This is a genomic window from Cupriavidus necator (assembly GCF_016127575.1).
In the GTDB taxonomy this organism is placed as follows: Bacteria; Pseudomonadota; Gammaproteobacteria; order Burkholderiales; family Burkholderiaceae; genus Cupriavidus; species Cupriavidus necator_D.
On record NZ_CP066019.1, the window covers coordinates 2,143,162 to 2,158,006 of the forward strand.

The following is a 14,845-nucleotide window of genomic DNA, read 5'->3' on the forward strand; positions in this document are numbered from 1 at the left end:
TGCGCGCATGAAAAAAATCGCAGTCAAGGCAGGCGGCGCCGTACTGGCGCTGGCTGCAGCCGGTGCCTTGCTTGCCGGCTTTGCCGCGGTGGTAAGCCTGCGGCAGCTTCCCGCAGTCGACTCCCTGCGCGACTACCGGCCCGACGTGCCCCTGCGGATCTACACCAGCGACAATGTGCAGATCGGCGAGTTCGGCAGCGAGCACCGCGAGTTCATCCCCTTCGGGCAGATGCCGTCGCGCATGGTCCAGGCGCTGCTGGCTGCCGAGGACGACCAGTTCTACGAGCACGAGGGTGTCGACATGCCCGGCGTGCTGCGCGCCGCGCTGGCCAACCTGGGCCAGGGCTATGCGCAGGGCGCGTCCACCATCACCATGCAGGTGGCGCGCAATTTCTACCTGTCGCGCGAGAAGACGCTGGCGCGCAAGTGGTATGAAATGCTGCTGGCCTGGCGCATCGACCAGACCCTGCCCAAGGACCGCATCCTTGAGCTGTACATGAACCAGGTCTACCTGGGCGAGCATGCCTACGGCTTCGGCAGCGCCGCGCATGCGTACTTCGGCAAGCCGCTGGCGTCGTTGTCGCTGGCCGAGGCGGCGATGCTGGCGGGGCTGCCCAAGGCCCCTTCGTCCATCAACCCGGTGGTCAACTTCCCGCGCGCCAAGCGGCGCCAGGAATATGTGCTGGGCCGCATGCTGGCACTGGGCATGATCAGCCAGGACGACTACCGCGAGGCCCGCGCCGCGCGCCTGGCAATCTCCGACGACAGCCCCGGCAGCTTTGCCGGGCATGCCGAGTACGTGGCCGAACTCGCGCGCCAGCTGGCGCGCGAGCGCTTTGGCGACGAGGCCTACACGCGCGGCCTGAACGTCTACACCACGGTGTCGTCGGTGCGCCAGACCCTGGCTTACGATGCGGTGCACGGCGGGCTGGAAGGCTACGCGCGGCGCCACCGCAAGTTCGTCAAGGACCTGTCGCAGGGCCCGCAGGGTGCGCTGGTATCGCTGGACAGCGCCACCGGCGCGATCGAGGCGATGGTGGGCGGCGCCGACTTTGCCACCAGCCGCTTCAACCACGCCACCCAGGCGCAGCGCCAGCCGGGCTCGACCTTCAAGCCCTTCGTCTATGCGGCGGCACTGGAGCGCGGCGTGTCGCCCGGCACGCTGATCAACGACGCGCCGCTGCCCAATGGTTCGCGCTGGCAGCCGTCCAATGACGACGGGCGCTTTGTCGGCTCCATCACCGTGCGCCAGGCGCTGGCGGAATCGCGCAACCTGCCGGCGATCCGCACGCTGCAGGCGATCGGCATCCCGTACACGGTGGAGTTCGCCAGCCGTTTCGGCTTCGCGCCCAGGCGGCTGCCGCGCTACCTGCCGCTGGCACTGGGCACCGGCACCACTTCGCCGCTGCGCCTGGCCGCGGCCTATGGCGTCTTTGCCAACGGCGGCCACCGCATCGAGCCCTACCTGATCGCGCGCATCACCGACAGCGAAGGCAAGGTGCTGTTCTCTGCCGAGTCGGAGGACGCCGCGGACAGCCCGGCCCCGCCGCGCGTGATCAGCGCCCGCAACGCCTTCGTCATGGACAGCCTGCTGCGCAGCGTGGTCGACGACGGCACCGGCGCCGGCGTGCGCCGCTACCTGCGCCGCGCCGACGTGGCCGGCAAGACCGGCACCACCAATGACTCGGTCGACGGCTGGTTCGCGGGCTACGCCGGCGGCGTCGTCACGGTGGCGTGGATGGGCTACGACGACAACCGCAGCCTGGGCGAGCATGAGTTCGGCGCCACCACCGCGCTGCCGGTGTGGGCCGCCTATATGGAGGGCCGCCTTGCGGGCGTGCCCGTGCCTGAAGCTGAAGCGCCCGCCGGCGTGGTCCGCGTGGGAGATGACTGGATGTACGCGGAGTATGCCGATGGCAGCCACGGCATCGCCGCCATCGGCTTCCCGCCGCCGGCACCCGCGGCGGCGCCGGCGGTCGATCCGGTCGCCAGCAACCTCGGCGGGACCGCGGCGCCGGCCCCGGCTGCCCCCGCGCCGACACCTGTCACCAGCGAGACAACTGGCCTGCCGGCGCCCGGCGCTGCCACGCCGGCCGTCCCCGCGGACGCCAGGCTGTAGACTTCCGGCTTTCCACTGTCCCCGATCCCGATGTCCAGCCACGCCCCGCTGCTGATCTGGTCGGTCGCCGCGCTGACCACGGCCGGCGTCCTGTTCCGCCCGTTCCGCCTGCCCGAAGCCTTCTGGGCCGCCGCCGGCGCCCTGCTGCTGTGCGTCACCGGCCTGATGACGCTGCCCGACGCGCTGGCGGCGGTGCTGCGCGGCTACGACGTGTACCTGTTTCTCGCGGGCATGATGCTGATCTCCGAGCTGGCCCGCAAGACCGGGCTGTTCGACCACGTCGCCGCGCTCGCCGTGCGCCGGGCGCGCGGTTCGGCGCCGCGGCTGTTCCTGATGGTGTACGGCTTCGGCACGCTGGTGACGGCATTCATGTCCAACGACGCCACCGCCGTGGTGCTGACGCCCGCGGTGCTGGCCGCCACCCGCGCCGCGCGGGTCCGGCATCCGCTGCCCTACTTGTACGCGTGCGCCTTCATCGCCAATGCCGCCAGCTTCGTGCTGCCGATCTCCAACCCGGCCAACCTGGTCATCTTCGGCACACGCATGCCGCCGCTGGCGGGCTGGCTGGCGAGCTTCGCGCTGCCGTCGCTGGCCGCGGTGCTGGCCACGCTGGCAGCGCTGTGGTGGACCCAGCGCGCGGCGCTGGCCGAGCCCATCGAACATGACGTGCCGGTGCCGCCGCTGTCGCCGCAGGCCCGGCTGACCGCGCTGGGCATCGTGCTGACCGGGCTGATCCTGCTGGTGGCCTCGCTGCGCGGCAACGACCTGGGCTGGCCGACCTGCGCGGCGGGCGTGGCCACGCTGCTGCTGGTCTGCGCGACCCGGCGCGAGCTGCTGGTGCCGGCGCTGCGCGAGGTGTCATGGGGGGTGTTGCCGATGGTGGCGGGGCTGTTCGTGCTGGTCGCGGCACTGGAGCAGACCGTGGTGATCGGCCAGCTGGCCGATGCCGTCGCAGCGGCGTCGCGCGACGGCGGCGCACTGGCCCTGCTGGGCGTGGGCGCGGTGGTGGCGCTGGCGGGCAATATCGCCAACAACCTGCCGGCCGGCCTGATCGCCGCCTCGGCGCTGGCGGGCGGACATGCCTCGCATGCCGTGACCGGTGCCGTGCTGATCGGCATTGACCTTGGCCCCAACTTGTCCGTCACCGGCTCGCTGGCCACGCTGCTGTGGCTCACGGCGCTGCGGCGCGAAGGGCATATGGTCAGCGCCGGCCAGTTCCTGCGCGTGGGGGCCGTGGTGATGCCGGCAGCGATGCTGCCGGCACTGGCGCTTTTGCTGCTTTAGGCCGCTGGCTCAGCTGGTAGCGGCGTCATTGGCCGCGGGGGTGTTGGCGGCCTGCGGCAGGGGCCGGCGCAGGCCGGTCGCGCCATGGCGCACGGCACTGGCGTGGTGTTCCGCCACGCCAGTTTCCACCGGCGTGGCCGGCAGCGGCACTGTGACCACATGGAGCAGCATCAGGCTGCTGCACGGAAAGGCAATCGGCATGATGACGTTATTCCCGACAAAGAGTCAGGCCGCGCGCTGCAGCGGCCGGGTGCCGGCGGCTTTATGGCGGGCTGCCTGGCGTTGTGCAGACATTATGTGCGCTTGTCGGCGTTGTGCGGCGCGGGCTTTAGCGATGTCATGAACTATTCACGGAGCAACGTCGGCTTGTGGCGTAATCGGCCCACCGCGCCGCACCTTGCCATGCCCCGTGCGGGTTGTGAGGCCACGGCATCTGCCATATAGTGAATCCGGCACACCCGCTGCGCAGTCATCCATCCCACCACGCATAACCATGACCAGCAAGGACGCGGCGCACCGCGCGAAGGACAGCAACGCCGGCGACGATGCCGGCCACCCCCACGCCCCCAGCGTCTCCGCCCGCATCCGCGCACGGCTCGAGGCCGCGCAGGAGCGCTTCCACGCCAACGACAATATTTCGCACCACATCGAGCCGGGCGAGATGGAGCAGCTTCAGGCCGAAGTGCAGGCGCGCCTGGAGGACGTGCTGCGCGCGCTGGTGATCGACGTCGACAACGACCACAACACCCAGGAAACCGCGCGCCGGGTCGCCAAGATGTACCTGAAGGAGATCTTCGCCGGCCGCTACGCCAAGGCGCCGCCGGTGACCGAGTTCCCCAACGTCGGCCAGCTCAACGAACTGATGATCGTCGGCCCGCTGCGCGTGCGCAGTGCCTGCTCGCATCACCTGTGCCCGATCATCGGCAAGCTGTGGGTAGGGGTGATGCCGAACCAGCATTCCAACCTGATCGGCCTGTCCAAGTACGCGCGGCTAGCCGAATGGATCATGTGCCGGCCGCAGATCCAGGAAGAGGCGGTGGCACAGGTCGCCGACCTGCTGCAGGAAAAGATGAATCCCGACGGCCTGGCCATCGTGATGGAAGCCGAGCACTTCTGCATGCACTGGCGCGGCGTGCGCGACACCGATGCCAAGATGACCAACAGCGTGATGCGCGGCTCGTTCCTGAAGGACGACAGCCTGCGCCGCGAGTTCCTCACGCTGCTGAACCACAACCGCGGCTAGGCCGCACGCCCCGCCCACCAGCCGCCACAACCGAGCGCCACGCCCATGCTAGTCCGCCTGCTCTATGCCAGCCGTGCCCGCCAGGCCATCGACGCCGCCCTGCTCGACGCCATCCTGGCCACCAGCCTGGAACGCAATCCGCGCCACGGCATCACCGGGGTGCTGTGCCACGGCAACGGCATCTTCCTGCAGGCGCTGGAAGGCGACCGCCAGGACGTATCACAGCTGTTCCAGGCGATCGCACGCGACCCGCGCCACCACGACGTGACCCTGCTGCATTTCGAGGAAACCTGCACGCGCGACTTTGCCGGCTGGGCGATGGGCCAGGTCAATGCGGCGCGCATCAACACCGCCACCCTGCTCAAGTTCTCGGCGCGCGCCGAACTGGATCCGTACCGCACCTGCGGTGCGGCGTCGCTGGCCTTGCTCAAGGAGCTGATCGCCGGCGCGTCAGTGGTGTCGCGCACCGGCGAACGCGGACGGCACTGAGCCTCGCCGTCAGGCCGTCACCTGGCCGAACAGGCCGCACTCCAGGTCGCTCTCGAATTCCTCGACCCAGACCGAACCGGGGCCTGCCTCGTAGACACTGGTCTTGTCCGTGCCGACCCGGCGCACGCTGATGCGCCGCACCCCGGCCTCGCGGCTTTCCTCGAAAATCTCGAACATCTCGGCCGCCAGCCCGACCTGCCTGCATACCTGCAGGACCTGTTGCTGCTCGTCGGCGGGAAATTCGGTGAACGGTCTCGTTGCCATGGCATCCTCCGTCAAGGTTGAGATCGCCGCTTGCGCGCAGCGCTAACGCACGTGGTGCACGGGCACCACGCCTGGAAAAGACATGCCGCGGCCGTCGGCCGGCGGCACACCTGCGCGCCCGCCGCACAACTGCGGCGGGCCGCAAACCCTCCTGGGAGGTAGTTGTTCGGACTCAGCGGACTCAGCTCTTGCGCTGGGTCACTGCCACGAACGGGGCCGGTGCGTGCTGGACGGACTGGCTGCCGCAGTTCGGGCAGTTCGGATGGGCAGAGGCGTGTTCCGCGAGATGCTCGGTTTTCTCGAACATATGGCCGCACTTCTCGCAGCGGTATTGGTAGACGGGCATGGCGTTCCCCAACGCGGTGCACGCGCCGCGGGGCGCGTGTCAGCTTCATTCTAGGACAGCGGTCCGTGCCCCGAAGCGTGAAAGTTCGCCGTGCCGGAGCCGGCGCGCTGCGCGCATGCGGGGATGTCACCGCGAATTCACTTTCTCTCGCGGCGCTCCTGCCTGCCGCTGCGTGAATGCGTCTTCCGCCACGCATTGACATAAGGCAAATAGCCGGCCGCGCTCGCCGCGGAACAAGCGACGCAATGCTGCGCAAACCCAGGTCAAGCATCGCGGCATGGCGCCGTTCTATTGGCAGGTCACGCATTTCCCAAACTGGCCGTGTCCATGCCCGCCTCAGCTAGTTCCCTGAACTAGCTGAATTACGATTCAAGGAGGTGCGGAACATAGCCAGAATCTCGGATTTGTGGTGGCGCAATCGCCCAGTGCAACCGGCGTGGACCGGTTGCCGCCCATCCGGAGATAGCTATGTACGACGGAGTCTTGCGTGTCGCCCTGGCGGACGACCACCCGCTGGTCGTGGCCGCCCTGCGCGACTGCCTGCAGCGCAGCGGCAGTGCCCAGATCAGCTGCGAATGCCGCAACGGCACGGAGTTGCTCGGCGCGCTGGACCAACATCACGCCGATATCGCCATCACCGATTTCTGCATGGGCCACGGCGATACCTCGCTGGACGGCTTCAACCTGCTGGGCCGCCTGGCGCGTCGCCATCCGCTGACGCGCGTGGTGGTGATCAGCGCCCAGACCAATCCCGCCATCATCCGCCGCGCCATGAAGCTTGGCGTGCGCGCCTTCGTCAGCAAGGAAGACCACCTGGAGGAGGTCGTGCGCGCCTGCATCCACGTCGCATCCGGCGGCAGCTGCTTCTATTCGCCCGCGGTGCACGCCATCCTGCAACACGCCACGCTGGCCGGCGCACCGGCCACCGAACTGACGCAGCGCGAACTGGAAGTGATCCGGCTCTATGTGCAGGGCCTGCAGTTGACCGACATCGCCGGCAAGCTCGGCCGCTCGGTCAGCACCATCTCCAGCCAGAAGACCGTGGCCATGCGCAAGCTGGGGGTGCAGACCAATACCGGCCTGATCCGCTACGCCTATGAAAACCGCCTGATCTGACACGGCCGGAACCCGCCGATGCAGCAAACCGTCGACCGTGCCCGTGAAACCCTGGCCAGCGCCTTCGATGCGCTTGCCGACAATGCGAGGCGCCAGCAACACCAGTATTCAGTGACCATCGCGGTGCTGATCGCCATCGTGCTGTTCTCCGGCTTGCTGCTTGCCGGCCTGGCCACGGAACAACACCTGGACTACCGCCGCAGCGACGTCTCGCGGTACGCCGGCTCGGTCTCGCAGTTGCTGCATAACGAGTCCTCGTTCCTGCGGCGCACCGTGCTGGGCATCCGCTACAACCTGGATGCACCCGCACCGGAGCCATCGCGCGATCCCGGCTTCGGGGCCTTCCGGCGCACCGGCACCGCCAGCCTCCACGTCGATGCCGTGCGCAAGGACTATCACCTGCTTGCCACCGAGACAACGCGGCAGGGCTGGGGCGCCGGGCTGCCGGCGCAGTACGTGCGGCTGCGGCAGATTGCCCTGGCTGCGGTGGCCACGCAACAGGCGTTCGATCTCGACCACGGGGCCTACGCGGTCGCGCTGAACGAGGACAGCGCCGTGGTCATCAGCCAGCCCGAGGCCGGCGCGCCACCGCTCGCGCTCGACCCGGCGCTGATCCCGCTGCTGCGCACATGGCTGACCCAGGCGCTGCTGGAGCGCAGCGGCCGCAGCGTGCCGGCGCGCGAGCAGCAGGTCTGGGTGGGTCCGCTGCGCCACCCGGTGGACGACACTCCGGTCATGGTGCTGGCCGGCGCCGCCTATGCCGGCGACACGCCCACCATGCTGGTGGCCGCCTGCGTGCCCCTGCACGCCTTCCTGGCCGACTTGCAGCGCGCGGAGGATCCGGCGCTGCTGGCACTGCTCAATCCAGCCGGTCAGGTCATCGATGTATCGCCGCAAGACTGGCCGGCGGCCTCGGCCAGCGTCAACGATGTGGCAGCCGGCACGCGCCTGCTGTCGCACAGCAGGCTGGATGTCACGCCATCGGGCATGCGGCTGGTGCAGCCGCTGCCGGCAGGCTTCGGGCAGCTGGTCTACCACCTGCCGTATCGCATGCTGGGCACGGCGCTGGCAGCGGAGCTGGCCGTGATCGCCGGCGCCATGCTGCTGCTGACCGGCGCCATCGGGCTGGCCGCGCGCTACTGGAGCCGGCACCTGCTGCGGCGCACGCACGCCGAAGCCTCGCGTGCGCTGGAAAGCGAGCTGATGAACCAGGTGCTGGTCAATGCCACGCCGATCGGCCTTTGCATCGTGCGTCAGCACGACTACGCCGTCCTGACGTCGAACCCGCTGGCCGGCGTGCTGCTGCAATGGCAGCCCCATGGGCACCTGCCCGATGCCGTAGCGGAGGCGTTCAAGAAACAGCCATGCGGTGGCAGCAGCGGACAAGCGTCCATTTCCAGCTTTACCGTCGCGGCACCGCCGCGCGTGCCGGCGGATGAGCCATCCGGCCACGGCGACGCCACCCAGCACTTCCTGCAAATCACCTACGCGCCGGCGCGCTACCGCGATGAGGCAGTGCTGTTCTGCGCCGTGCAGGACTGCACCGCGCAGCAGGCACTGCAAGAGCAGTTGCGCTCCGCCCAGCAGGCCACCGAGGCAATGATGCGCGCACGCTCGACCTTCTTCGCCGCGATGAGCCACGAAATCCGTACGCCGCTGAACGCATTGCTGGGCAACCTGGAGCTGCTCGCGCGCGGCAGCGGCCTGGCGGCACACGCGCCCCGGCTCAGGGCGCTGGACAGCGCCGCCGAGGCGCTGCGCCGGATCGTCAACGATGTGCTGGATTTTTCCAAGATCGATGCCGGCAAGCTCAGGCTGGTCAACGCGCCCTTCCGCCCCGTCGAGGCGCTGGAAAGCGTGGCGCTGACCCATGCGCCGATGGTGGCCGGCCGCCCCATCCGCTTCCACCTGCAGCTGTCGCCATCGCTGGATGCTGAGGTCACAGGCGACCGCATGCGCCTGGTGCAGGTGTTGAACAACCTGCTGAGCAACGCCTTCAAGTTCACTGCCAGCGGCCGCATCACCTTAAACGGCGAGCTGCGCCAGGACCACCACGGCACGCAGCGGCTGGTCTGCCGCGTCAGCGATTCCGGCATCGGCATGCCGCCGTCGCTGGCGGCGCGCGTGTTCCAGCCCTTCGTGCAGGGCGATGCCGCAACCGCCAGCCGCTACGGCGGCACTGGCCTGGGCTTGTCGATCTGCGCCCGGCTGTGCGAGCTGATGGGCGGCAGCATCAGCGTGGACAGCGTGCCGGACGTGGGCAGCGCGTTCACGGTCTCGGTGCCGCTGCCGGCGGCCGCTGGCACGCCGCTGCCGCCGGTCCCGCCCGCCGCGGCGCAGTGCGGCGACGTGGTCGTGCTGTGCCAGCACATGCGTACCGGCGAGGCCCTGGCCGCGTGGCTCGCCACGGCAGGCTGGCGTGCCGATGTGCTGGCATCGCAGGCGGCCGCACTGGCGTCTTTCCAGGTCAAGGTGCCACGCGTTATCGTCGCCACTGAAGAGTACCCCCTGGCCGCACTGGCCGGCCTGCGCGATGCGGCAAAGGTCCCGGTTGTGTGGGTGACACAGGAGGGCCCGCATCGGCCGTGCCAGTGCGCCCCCGGCATGCACGAAGTCACGGCCTACAGCCACCGCGCGCTGCTCGACTGCGTGGCCCAGGCGGCCGAAGGCCCGGCGCCGGCGGCGCAGGCACTCCCGGCATCGGCCGAGGCGCCGCTGACGATCCTTGTCGCCGAGGACAATGCGCTGAACCAGACCCTGATCGCCGAACAGCTGCAGGCACTTGGCTGCCACCCGATCGTTGCTGGCAACGGCAGGCAGGCACTGGCGGAGCTGAAGAGCACGCACATCGACGCCGTGCTGACCGATATCCATATGCCAGTCATGGACGGCCATGCGCTGCTGCGCGCGGTGCGCGCGCAGCATCCCGACATGCCGGTACTGGCCTTCAGCGCATTCACTGGCAGCGAGCCATGCGCAGACTGGCGCCTGCGCGGCTTTTCCGGCTTTATCGCCAAGCCGGCGTCGTTGCAGGACCTGCAGGCGTGCCTGCATGGCCTGCCCGGCCGCCGGCATGCCGCGGCCCCTCGCACCAATGACGAGCCAGCTGCGGCTTCCCAGGCAGAAACCGCTGATCGCCGCCGCTACGAAGCCATGCTGCGCCGGCAGCTGCAACAAGACCTGCCAGCGTTAGCGCACATCATTGCGCAGCAGAACCTGCCGGCATTGCGGCACTGGGTCCATGCCGCAGCCGGCGCCTTCATGATCGTGCGCCGCCAGCCCATCGTCGGGGCATGCCTGGCACTGGAAGCACTGTGTGACGGCGCCCAGGCGTGGACCCCGGCCGCCGCAGCCGCGGCCGAAGCCCTGCATGAACGGCTGCGCGGATACGCGCAGGCCGCCGCAGCGGAATAATGCGCGCGGCGCGCTGCGCCTTACCACAATTAGCGGATTTGCGAGCATCGCCACGCGGGACGATAATGGCAACGCTGCGCCATGGCCGTCCTGGCCATGCCTGAGCAATGCTGGCGCGGCATTGTCTTCAATGTCTCTCCCCATGCAGCCAGAACAAGGCCTTCCCCAGCCACAGCGGACCTGGGCGATCCTCACTGTTTTCTTCGGCCTGATCATGGCCGTGCTCGATGGTTCGATCGCCAACATCGCCTTGCCCTCGATCTCACGCGAGCTGCAGGCCGATCCGTCCAGCACGATCTGGGTGGTCAACGCTTATCAGCTGACGGTGACCGTGTGCCTGCTGCCGCTCTCGTCGCTGGGGGACATCCTTGGCTACAAGCGCGTGTACCGGGCGGGGCTGGCCACCTTCCTGCTGGGCTCGCTGCTGTGCGCGCTGGCGGTCAACCTGCCGATGCTGGTGGCCGCGCGCGTGCTGCAGGGCATCGGCGGCGCCGGCATCATGAGCGTCAACACGGCGCTGGTGCGCTTTATCTACCCGCCCACGCGCCTGGGCCGCGGCATCGGGCTGAACGCGCTGGTGGTCGGCGTGACCATCGCCGTGGGCCCGTCGCTGGGCGCGCTGATCCTGGCGGTCGCCAGCTGGAAATGGCTGTTCGCGGTCAACGTGCCGGTGGCCATCGTCGCGCTGGTGCTGAGCCGCACTTCGCTGCCCGCGACGCCGCCGCAGCCGCGCGAGTTCGACTACCACAGCGCGCTGCTGTCGGCGCTGGTGTTCGGCATGTTCATCCTCGGCGTCGACGGCCTGGGCCACGCCCGCTGGCGCATCGCAGGCGCCGCGGGCATGGCCGCCGCTGTGATGCTGGGTTGGCTGCTGGTGCGGCGCCAGCACGGGCGCCCCGCGCCGCTGGTGCCGGTGGACCTGTTTTCCAGCCGCTCCTTCACGCTGGCGGTGGGCACCTCGTTCTGCTCTTTCATGACGCAGATGCTGGCCTTTATCGCGCTGCCGTTCTATCTCGAATACCAGCTCGGCCGCTCCCTGCAGGAAACCGGCCTGCTGATCACGCCCTGGCCGCTGATGGTGGCGGTGATGGCCACGGTGTCGGGCCGGCTGTCGGACCGCTATCCGGCCAGCATCCTCGCCGGCATCGGCCTGGCCATGCTGGCGGGCGGGCTGGTCGGGCTGGCCACGCTGGGCCCGGACGCCGGCAGCCTGGATATCGTCTGGCGCATGGCGATGTGCGGCACGGGCTTCGGCTTCTTCCAGTCCCCCAACAACCGCGCCATGATCGGCGCCACGCCGCCCGAGCGCAGCGGCGGCGCCAGCGGCGCGCAGGCGACCACGCGGCTGCTGGGGCAGACCAGCGGCACAGCGGTGGTGGCGCTGCTGTTCAGCCTGACGCCGACCGGCGCGGCGCGCATTGCGCTGTATCTGGCGGCGGTGGTGGCGGCGCTGGGGGCCTTGATCAGCCTGAGCAGGTTGCGCGATGCCAGCGGCGCGGAACCTGCGCGGGGGGCGGTGGAGCCGGACGCCTGATCAGTGATTGCGTGCTCCCCTCTCCCGCAAGCGGGAGAGGGGAGCAAACCCTCTGGGTTTAAAGGCCTACTCCGCCTTCGCCCCCGATTCCTTCACCACCCTCGCCCATTTTGCAATCTCCTGGCGCTGGTATGCCGCCAGTTTCTCCGGCGTCCCCAGGATCGGATCCAGCCCCAGCGTCTTCAGCTTCGCCTGCACATCGGGCAGCGTGAAGATGCGGTTGAGTTCAGTGTTGAGCCTGGCCACCACATCCTTCGGCGTATTGGCCGGCGCGAACACGGCGAACCATGAATCGGCTTCAAATCCAGGCAAGCCCTGCTCGGCCAGTGTCGGGATATCCGGTGCCGAGGCCGAGCGCTTCGCGCTGGTAATGCCCAGCGCGCGCAGCTTGCCCTCGCGCACCACGGGCAAGGCCGACGGCAGGTTGTCGAACATCATGGTGATATGGCCGCCGAGCAGGTCGGGGATGGCCATGGCTCGGCCCTTGTAGGGCACGTGCGTGATCTTGACGCCGGCCATCGAATTGAACATTTCTCCGGCCACGTGCGGCGAGGTGCCGACGCCGGGGGTGCCGAAGGTCAGCGCGCCGGGCTTGCTCTTCGCCAGTGCGATCAGCTCGGCCGTGGTCTTCGCCGGCACGCCGGGGTTGACCACCAGCACGTTGGGCGTCGAGGCGATCATCATGACCGGCGCGAAGTCCTTCACCATGTCGTACGGCATCTTGCTGTACAGCGCGCCGTTGATCGAGTGCGTGCCGACCGTGCCCAGTGCCAGGGTGTAGCCGTCCGCCGGCGCGTGCGCCACCGCCTCGGCGCCGATATTGCCGCCCGCGCCGGGCTTGTTGTCCACGATCACGGGCTGGCCCCACGATGGCGAGATCTTCTCCGAGACGATGCGCGCCAGCGTATCGGGCGCGCCGCCGGTCGGGAAGCCGACCACGATCCGGATCGGCTTGGCGGGCCAGGTTTGCGCGAGCGCGGGGGCCGCGCCGACCAGCGCGGATGTGACAAGCATTGCCGCGGCAAGGGTGCCGAAACGCATGGGTGTTCCTCCTGTTGCCGGCGGCTGCGTGGCCGCCTGCTATGTGAAGACGGCGGCCACTGCCGCCGTCTGAACCTGCTAAGCTCTATACCGCGATGCCGCCGAACTCCTGCATCACCTTGTCATGCAGGCGCCGCATGCCGCGCAGCCAGCGGTCATAGTCCTGGCCCTTGCGGCGATAGTACTCAAGCACCTCCGGGTGCGGCAAGATCAGGAAGCGCTCATCGGCCACCCCTTCCAGCGTCACCGCGGCGACGTGCTCGGCGGTGACCGAGCCTTCCTGCAGGAAGCCCTTGCGCTCGCCCTTCTCGCCGAACAGCATGTTGGTCTGCACGCCCTGGGGGCAGATGCAGCTGACCTTGATGCCGCGGTCGCCGTAGGTGATCGACAGCCACTCGGCAAAGCCGATGGCGGCGTGCTTGGTCACCGCATACGGCGCCGAGCCGATCTGCGACAACAGGCCCGCTGCCGACACCGTGTTGATGAAGTAGCCGTCGCCGCGCTCCAGCATCTGCGGCAGCACCGCCCTGGCCGCGTGGATATGCGCCATCACGTTGATTTCCCAGATGCGCTGCCACTCGTCGGCGCTCGCATCCAGCCCCTTGCGCAGGATGATGCCGGCGTTGGAACAGAAGATGTCGACCTGGCCAAAGCGGCGCGTGGCCTCGTCGGCCAGGCCCTGCACGGCGGCGGCATCGGCCACGTCGACCGGCTGGGCGAACACCTGGCACGCAGGCGCCGCGGCCTGGACCTCGGTGGCAACGGTGGCGGCGCCGGCCGCGTTCAGGTCGGCCACGGCCACGCCGCGCGCGCCGGCCTGCGCAAAGGCCAGCGCCAGCGCGCGCCCGATGCCGGTGGCCGCGCCAGTCACCACGACGGTCTTGTTGCGTACTTCCATGGGTTGTCTCCTCGTTGAATTCAGTGCCCGCGTCATGCGTTGGACGCGTGGGTATGGGTATCAGGGTCTGGCTGCGCGGAAGCAAAGCGGGCGGTCGCGCGCGCGCCGCCGGGTTGCCACAGCCGCGCCTGCAGGGTCTCGGCCAGTTCGCGGATGCGCGGGCCCAGGTTGCTTTCCAGGATCTCGGGCGACAGCCGTGTCGCGGCCCCGCCGATATTCAACGCCAGCACCTCGCTGCTGCCCGCCAGGCGCAGCGGCGCGGCGGCGCCGCTGACGGTGCGGTCCCATTCGGCATGCGCCACGCAGAAGCCGCGCCGTGCGTAGTCGCGCAGCGCACGGTCGATGCCGGTGCGCACGGCGGGCCAGCGCGAGCCATAGTGGCGCGCCAGTTCGGCCAGCGCGGCCTCGCGGTGATCGGCATCGAGCCCCGCCAGCCAGGCGCGGCCGATCGCCGAGGTGGCCATCGGCAGGCGCGCGCCCGGCGCCAGCCGGATCACCAGCGCCCCGCGCGGCTGGCAGCTTTCCAGGTAGACCATGGCGTGCCGGTCCGGCATGGCCAGTGCCACCGTGCAATCGGAGGCAAACGCCAGCGACTGCATCAGCGGCTGCGCGATCTCGCGGATGCCGGCGCCGCCTACATAGCGGTGGCCCAGCACCATCGCGCCCTGCCCCAGCCGGTACTTCTCAGTGGCTTCGATGTAGGTGAGATAGCCGAGCGTGGCCAGCGTGTAGGTGAGCCGCGACACGGTCGGGCGCGGGATGCCGGTGCGCCGCGACAGCTCGGCGTTGCCCAGGTAATCGTCCTGCGGCCCGAAGGCGCGCAACAGCTCCATGCCGCGTGCCAGCGCGGTGACGAAGTTGCGGTCGTCGGCGCAGGCATGGCCCGCCTGCGCGTCGGCCGGCACCAGGACATGTGCGGCATCGGGCGGCGGGGTTGGAATGGTGGTGGTGCGTTTCATGGGCAGGCGGCCGGGAAGAGAACATTGATAGCAGCAACGGGGCTGCGCAGGGACCGCTATGTAGGGAAAGCATGTGCCATAGAAACGGCGTTGATGGATACGAATCAAAAAGTTAGTACGGCTTTTGCCGGACGAAAT

Annotated in this window: 13 protein-coding genes; 7 read left to right on the forward strand and 6 right to left on the reverse strand. The window is 69.1% G+C overall.

Annotated elements, in window-relative coordinates:
* Positions 1-7: 7 nt before the first annotated feature.
* Together I6H87_RS28695 and I6H87_RS28700 are read left to right on the forward strand one after the other, a co-directional pair.
* Positions 8-2,119, forward strand: coding sequence for a penicillin-binding protein 1A (locus I6H87_RS28695; protein ID WP_011617564.1), 2,112 nt, complete (start codon positions 8-10; stop codon positions 2,117-2,119).
* Positions 2,120-2,149: 30 nt separating this feature from the next.
* On the forward strand, positions 2,150-3,403 hold the full coding sequence (locus I6H87_RS28700) for an arsenic transporter (RefSeq protein WP_010812792.1): 1,254 nt from the start codon (positions 2,150-2,152) through the stop codon (positions 3,401-3,403).
* 9 nt (positions 3,404-3,412) lie between these two features.
* Here I6H87_RS28700 and I6H87_RS28705 read toward each other — a convergent pair whose 3' ends face one another.
* A complete protein-coding gene (locus I6H87_RS28705; protein ID WP_041688176.1) occupies positions 3,413-3,604 on the reverse strand; it encodes a hypothetical protein in 192 nt (63 codons plus the stop codon).
* 292 nt (positions 3,605-3,896) lie between these two features.
* Here I6H87_RS28705 and folE point away from each other — a divergent pair, with 292 nt between their 5' ends.
* Entirely contained in the window at positions 3,897-4,646 is a 750-nt protein-coding gene (folE, locus tag I6H87_RS28710; protein ID WP_011617565.1) for a GTP cyclohydrolase I, read from the forward strand.
* Between the two features lie 45 nt (positions 4,647-4,691).
* Positions 4,692-5,135: a BLUF domain-containing protein gene (locus I6H87_RS28715; RefSeq protein ID WP_010812789.1), complete on the forward strand. Its 444-nt coding sequence runs from the start codon at positions 4,692-4,694 to the stop codon at positions 5,133-5,135.
* Between the two features lie 9 nt (positions 5,136-5,144).
* On the opposite strand, the gene I6H87_RS28720 is transcribed toward I6H87_RS28715, so the two are convergent.
* Both I6H87_RS28720 and I6H87_RS28725 read right to left on the reverse strand, forming a co-directional pair.
* The gene (locus tag I6H87_RS28720) at positions 5,145-5,399 is read right to left on the reverse strand and encodes a hypothetical protein (RefSeq protein WP_010812788.1); all 255 of its coding nucleotides are present in this window, start codon (positions 5,397-5,399) and stop codon (positions 5,145-5,147) included.
* A gap of 181 nt (positions 5,400-5,580) precedes the next feature.
* Positions 5,581-5,745 carry an FmdB family zinc ribbon protein gene (locus I6H87_RS28725; protein ID WP_010812787.1) on the reverse strand — a complete coding sequence of 55 codons (165 nt, stop codon included), beginning with the start codon at positions 5,743-5,745 and terminating at the stop codon, positions 5,581-5,583.
* Positions 5,746-6,213: 468 nt separating this feature from the next.
* Here I6H87_RS28725 and I6H87_RS28730 point away from each other — a divergent pair, with 468 nt between their 5' ends.
* The 3 genes from I6H87_RS28730 to I6H87_RS28740 all read left to right on the forward strand — a co-directional run bounded on the left by I6H87_RS28730 (position 6,214) and on the right by I6H87_RS28740 (position 11,809).
* Positions 6,214-6,861: a response regulator gene (locus I6H87_RS28730; RefSeq protein WP_011617566.1), complete on the forward strand. Its 648-nt coding sequence runs from the start codon at positions 6,214-6,216 to the stop codon at positions 6,859-6,861.
* An 18-nt stretch (positions 6,862-6,879) separates the two neighbouring features.
* Complete coding sequence (locus I6H87_RS28735) at positions 6,880-10,275, forward strand: ATP-binding protein (protein ID WP_011617567.1); 3,396 nt, start codon at positions 6,880-6,882, stop codon at positions 10,273-10,275.
* Between the two features lie 142 nt (positions 10,276-10,417).
* A complete protein-coding gene (locus I6H87_RS28740) occupies positions 10,418-11,809 on the forward strand; it encodes an MFS transporter (protein ID WP_081225751.1) in 1,392 nt (463 codons plus the stop codon).
* A 66-nt stretch (positions 11,810-11,875) separates the two neighbouring features.
* Here I6H87_RS28740 and I6H87_RS28745 read toward each other — a convergent pair whose 3' ends face one another.
* From I6H87_RS28745 to I6H87_RS28755, 3 genes are all read right to left on the reverse strand, one after another.
* Positions 11,876-12,850, reverse strand: a complete 975-nt coding sequence (locus tag I6H87_RS28745; protein WP_010812783.1) for a Bug family tripartite tricarboxylate transporter substrate binding protein — start codon at positions 12,848-12,850, stop codon at positions 11,876-11,878.
* 85 nt (positions 12,851-12,935) lie between these two features.
* On the reverse strand, positions 12,936-13,748 hold the full coding sequence (locus tag I6H87_RS28750; protein ID WP_010812782.1) for an SDR family oxidoreductase: 813 nt from the start codon (positions 13,746-13,748) through the stop codon (positions 12,936-12,938).
* A 32-nt stretch (positions 13,749-13,780) separates the two neighbouring features.
* Positions 13,781-14,707 carry an IclR family transcriptional regulator gene (locus I6H87_RS28755; protein WP_010812781.1) on the reverse strand — a complete coding sequence of 309 codons (927 nt, stop codon included), beginning with the start codon at positions 14,705-14,707 and terminating at the stop codon, positions 13,781-13,783.
* Positions 14,708-14,845: the final 138 nt, after the last annotated feature.

Coding starts and splice junctions, on each gene's coding strand:
- I6H87_RS28745 (WP_010812783.1), bottom strand. CDS start 12,850: ATGCGTTTCGGCACCCTTGCCGCGGCAATGCTTGTCACATCCGCGCTG.
- I6H87_RS28730 (WP_011617566.1), top strand. CDS start 6,214: ATGTACGACGGAGTCTTGCGTGTCGCCCTGGCGGACGACCACCCGCTG.
- I6H87_RS28750 (WP_010812782.1), bottom strand. CDS start 13,748: ATGGAAGTACGCAACAAGACCGTCGTGGTGACTGGCGCGGCCACCGGC.
- I6H87_RS28715 (WP_010812789.1), top strand. CDS start 4,692: ATGCTAGTCCGCCTGCTCTATGCCAGCCGTGCCCGCCAGGCCATCGAC.
- I6H87_RS28705 (WP_041688176.1), bottom strand. CDS start 3,604: ATGCCGATTGCCTTTCCGTGCAGCAGCCTGATGCTGCTCCATGTGGTC.
- I6H87_RS28735 (WP_011617567.1), top strand. CDS start 6,880: ATGCAGCAAACCGTCGACCGTGCCCGTGAAACCCTGGCCAGCGCCTTC.
- I6H87_RS28695 (WP_011617564.1), top strand. CDS start 8: ATGAAAAAAATCGCAGTCAAGGCAGGCGGCGCCGTACTGGCGCTGGCT.
- I6H87_RS28725 (WP_010812787.1), bottom strand. CDS start 5,745: ATGCCCGTCTACCAATACCGCTGCGAGAAGTGCGGCCATATGTTCGAG.
- I6H87_RS28720 (WP_010812788.1), bottom strand. CDS start 5,399: ATGGCAACGAGACCGTTCACCGAATTTCCCGCCGACGAGCAGCAACAG.
- I6H87_RS28700 (WP_010812792.1), top strand. CDS start 2,150: ATGTCCAGCCACGCCCCGCTGCTGATCTGGTCGGTCGCCGCGCTGACC.
- folE (WP_011617565.1), top strand. CDS start 3,897: ATGACCAGCAAGGACGCGGCGCACCGCGCGAAGGACAGCAACGCCGGC.
- I6H87_RS28740 (WP_081225751.1), top strand. CDS start 10,418: ATGCAGCCAGAACAAGGCCTTCCCCAGCCACAGCGGACCTGGGCGATC.
- I6H87_RS28755 (WP_010812781.1), bottom strand. CDS start 14,707: ATGAAACGCACCACCACCATTCCAACCCCGCCGCCCGATGCCGCACAT.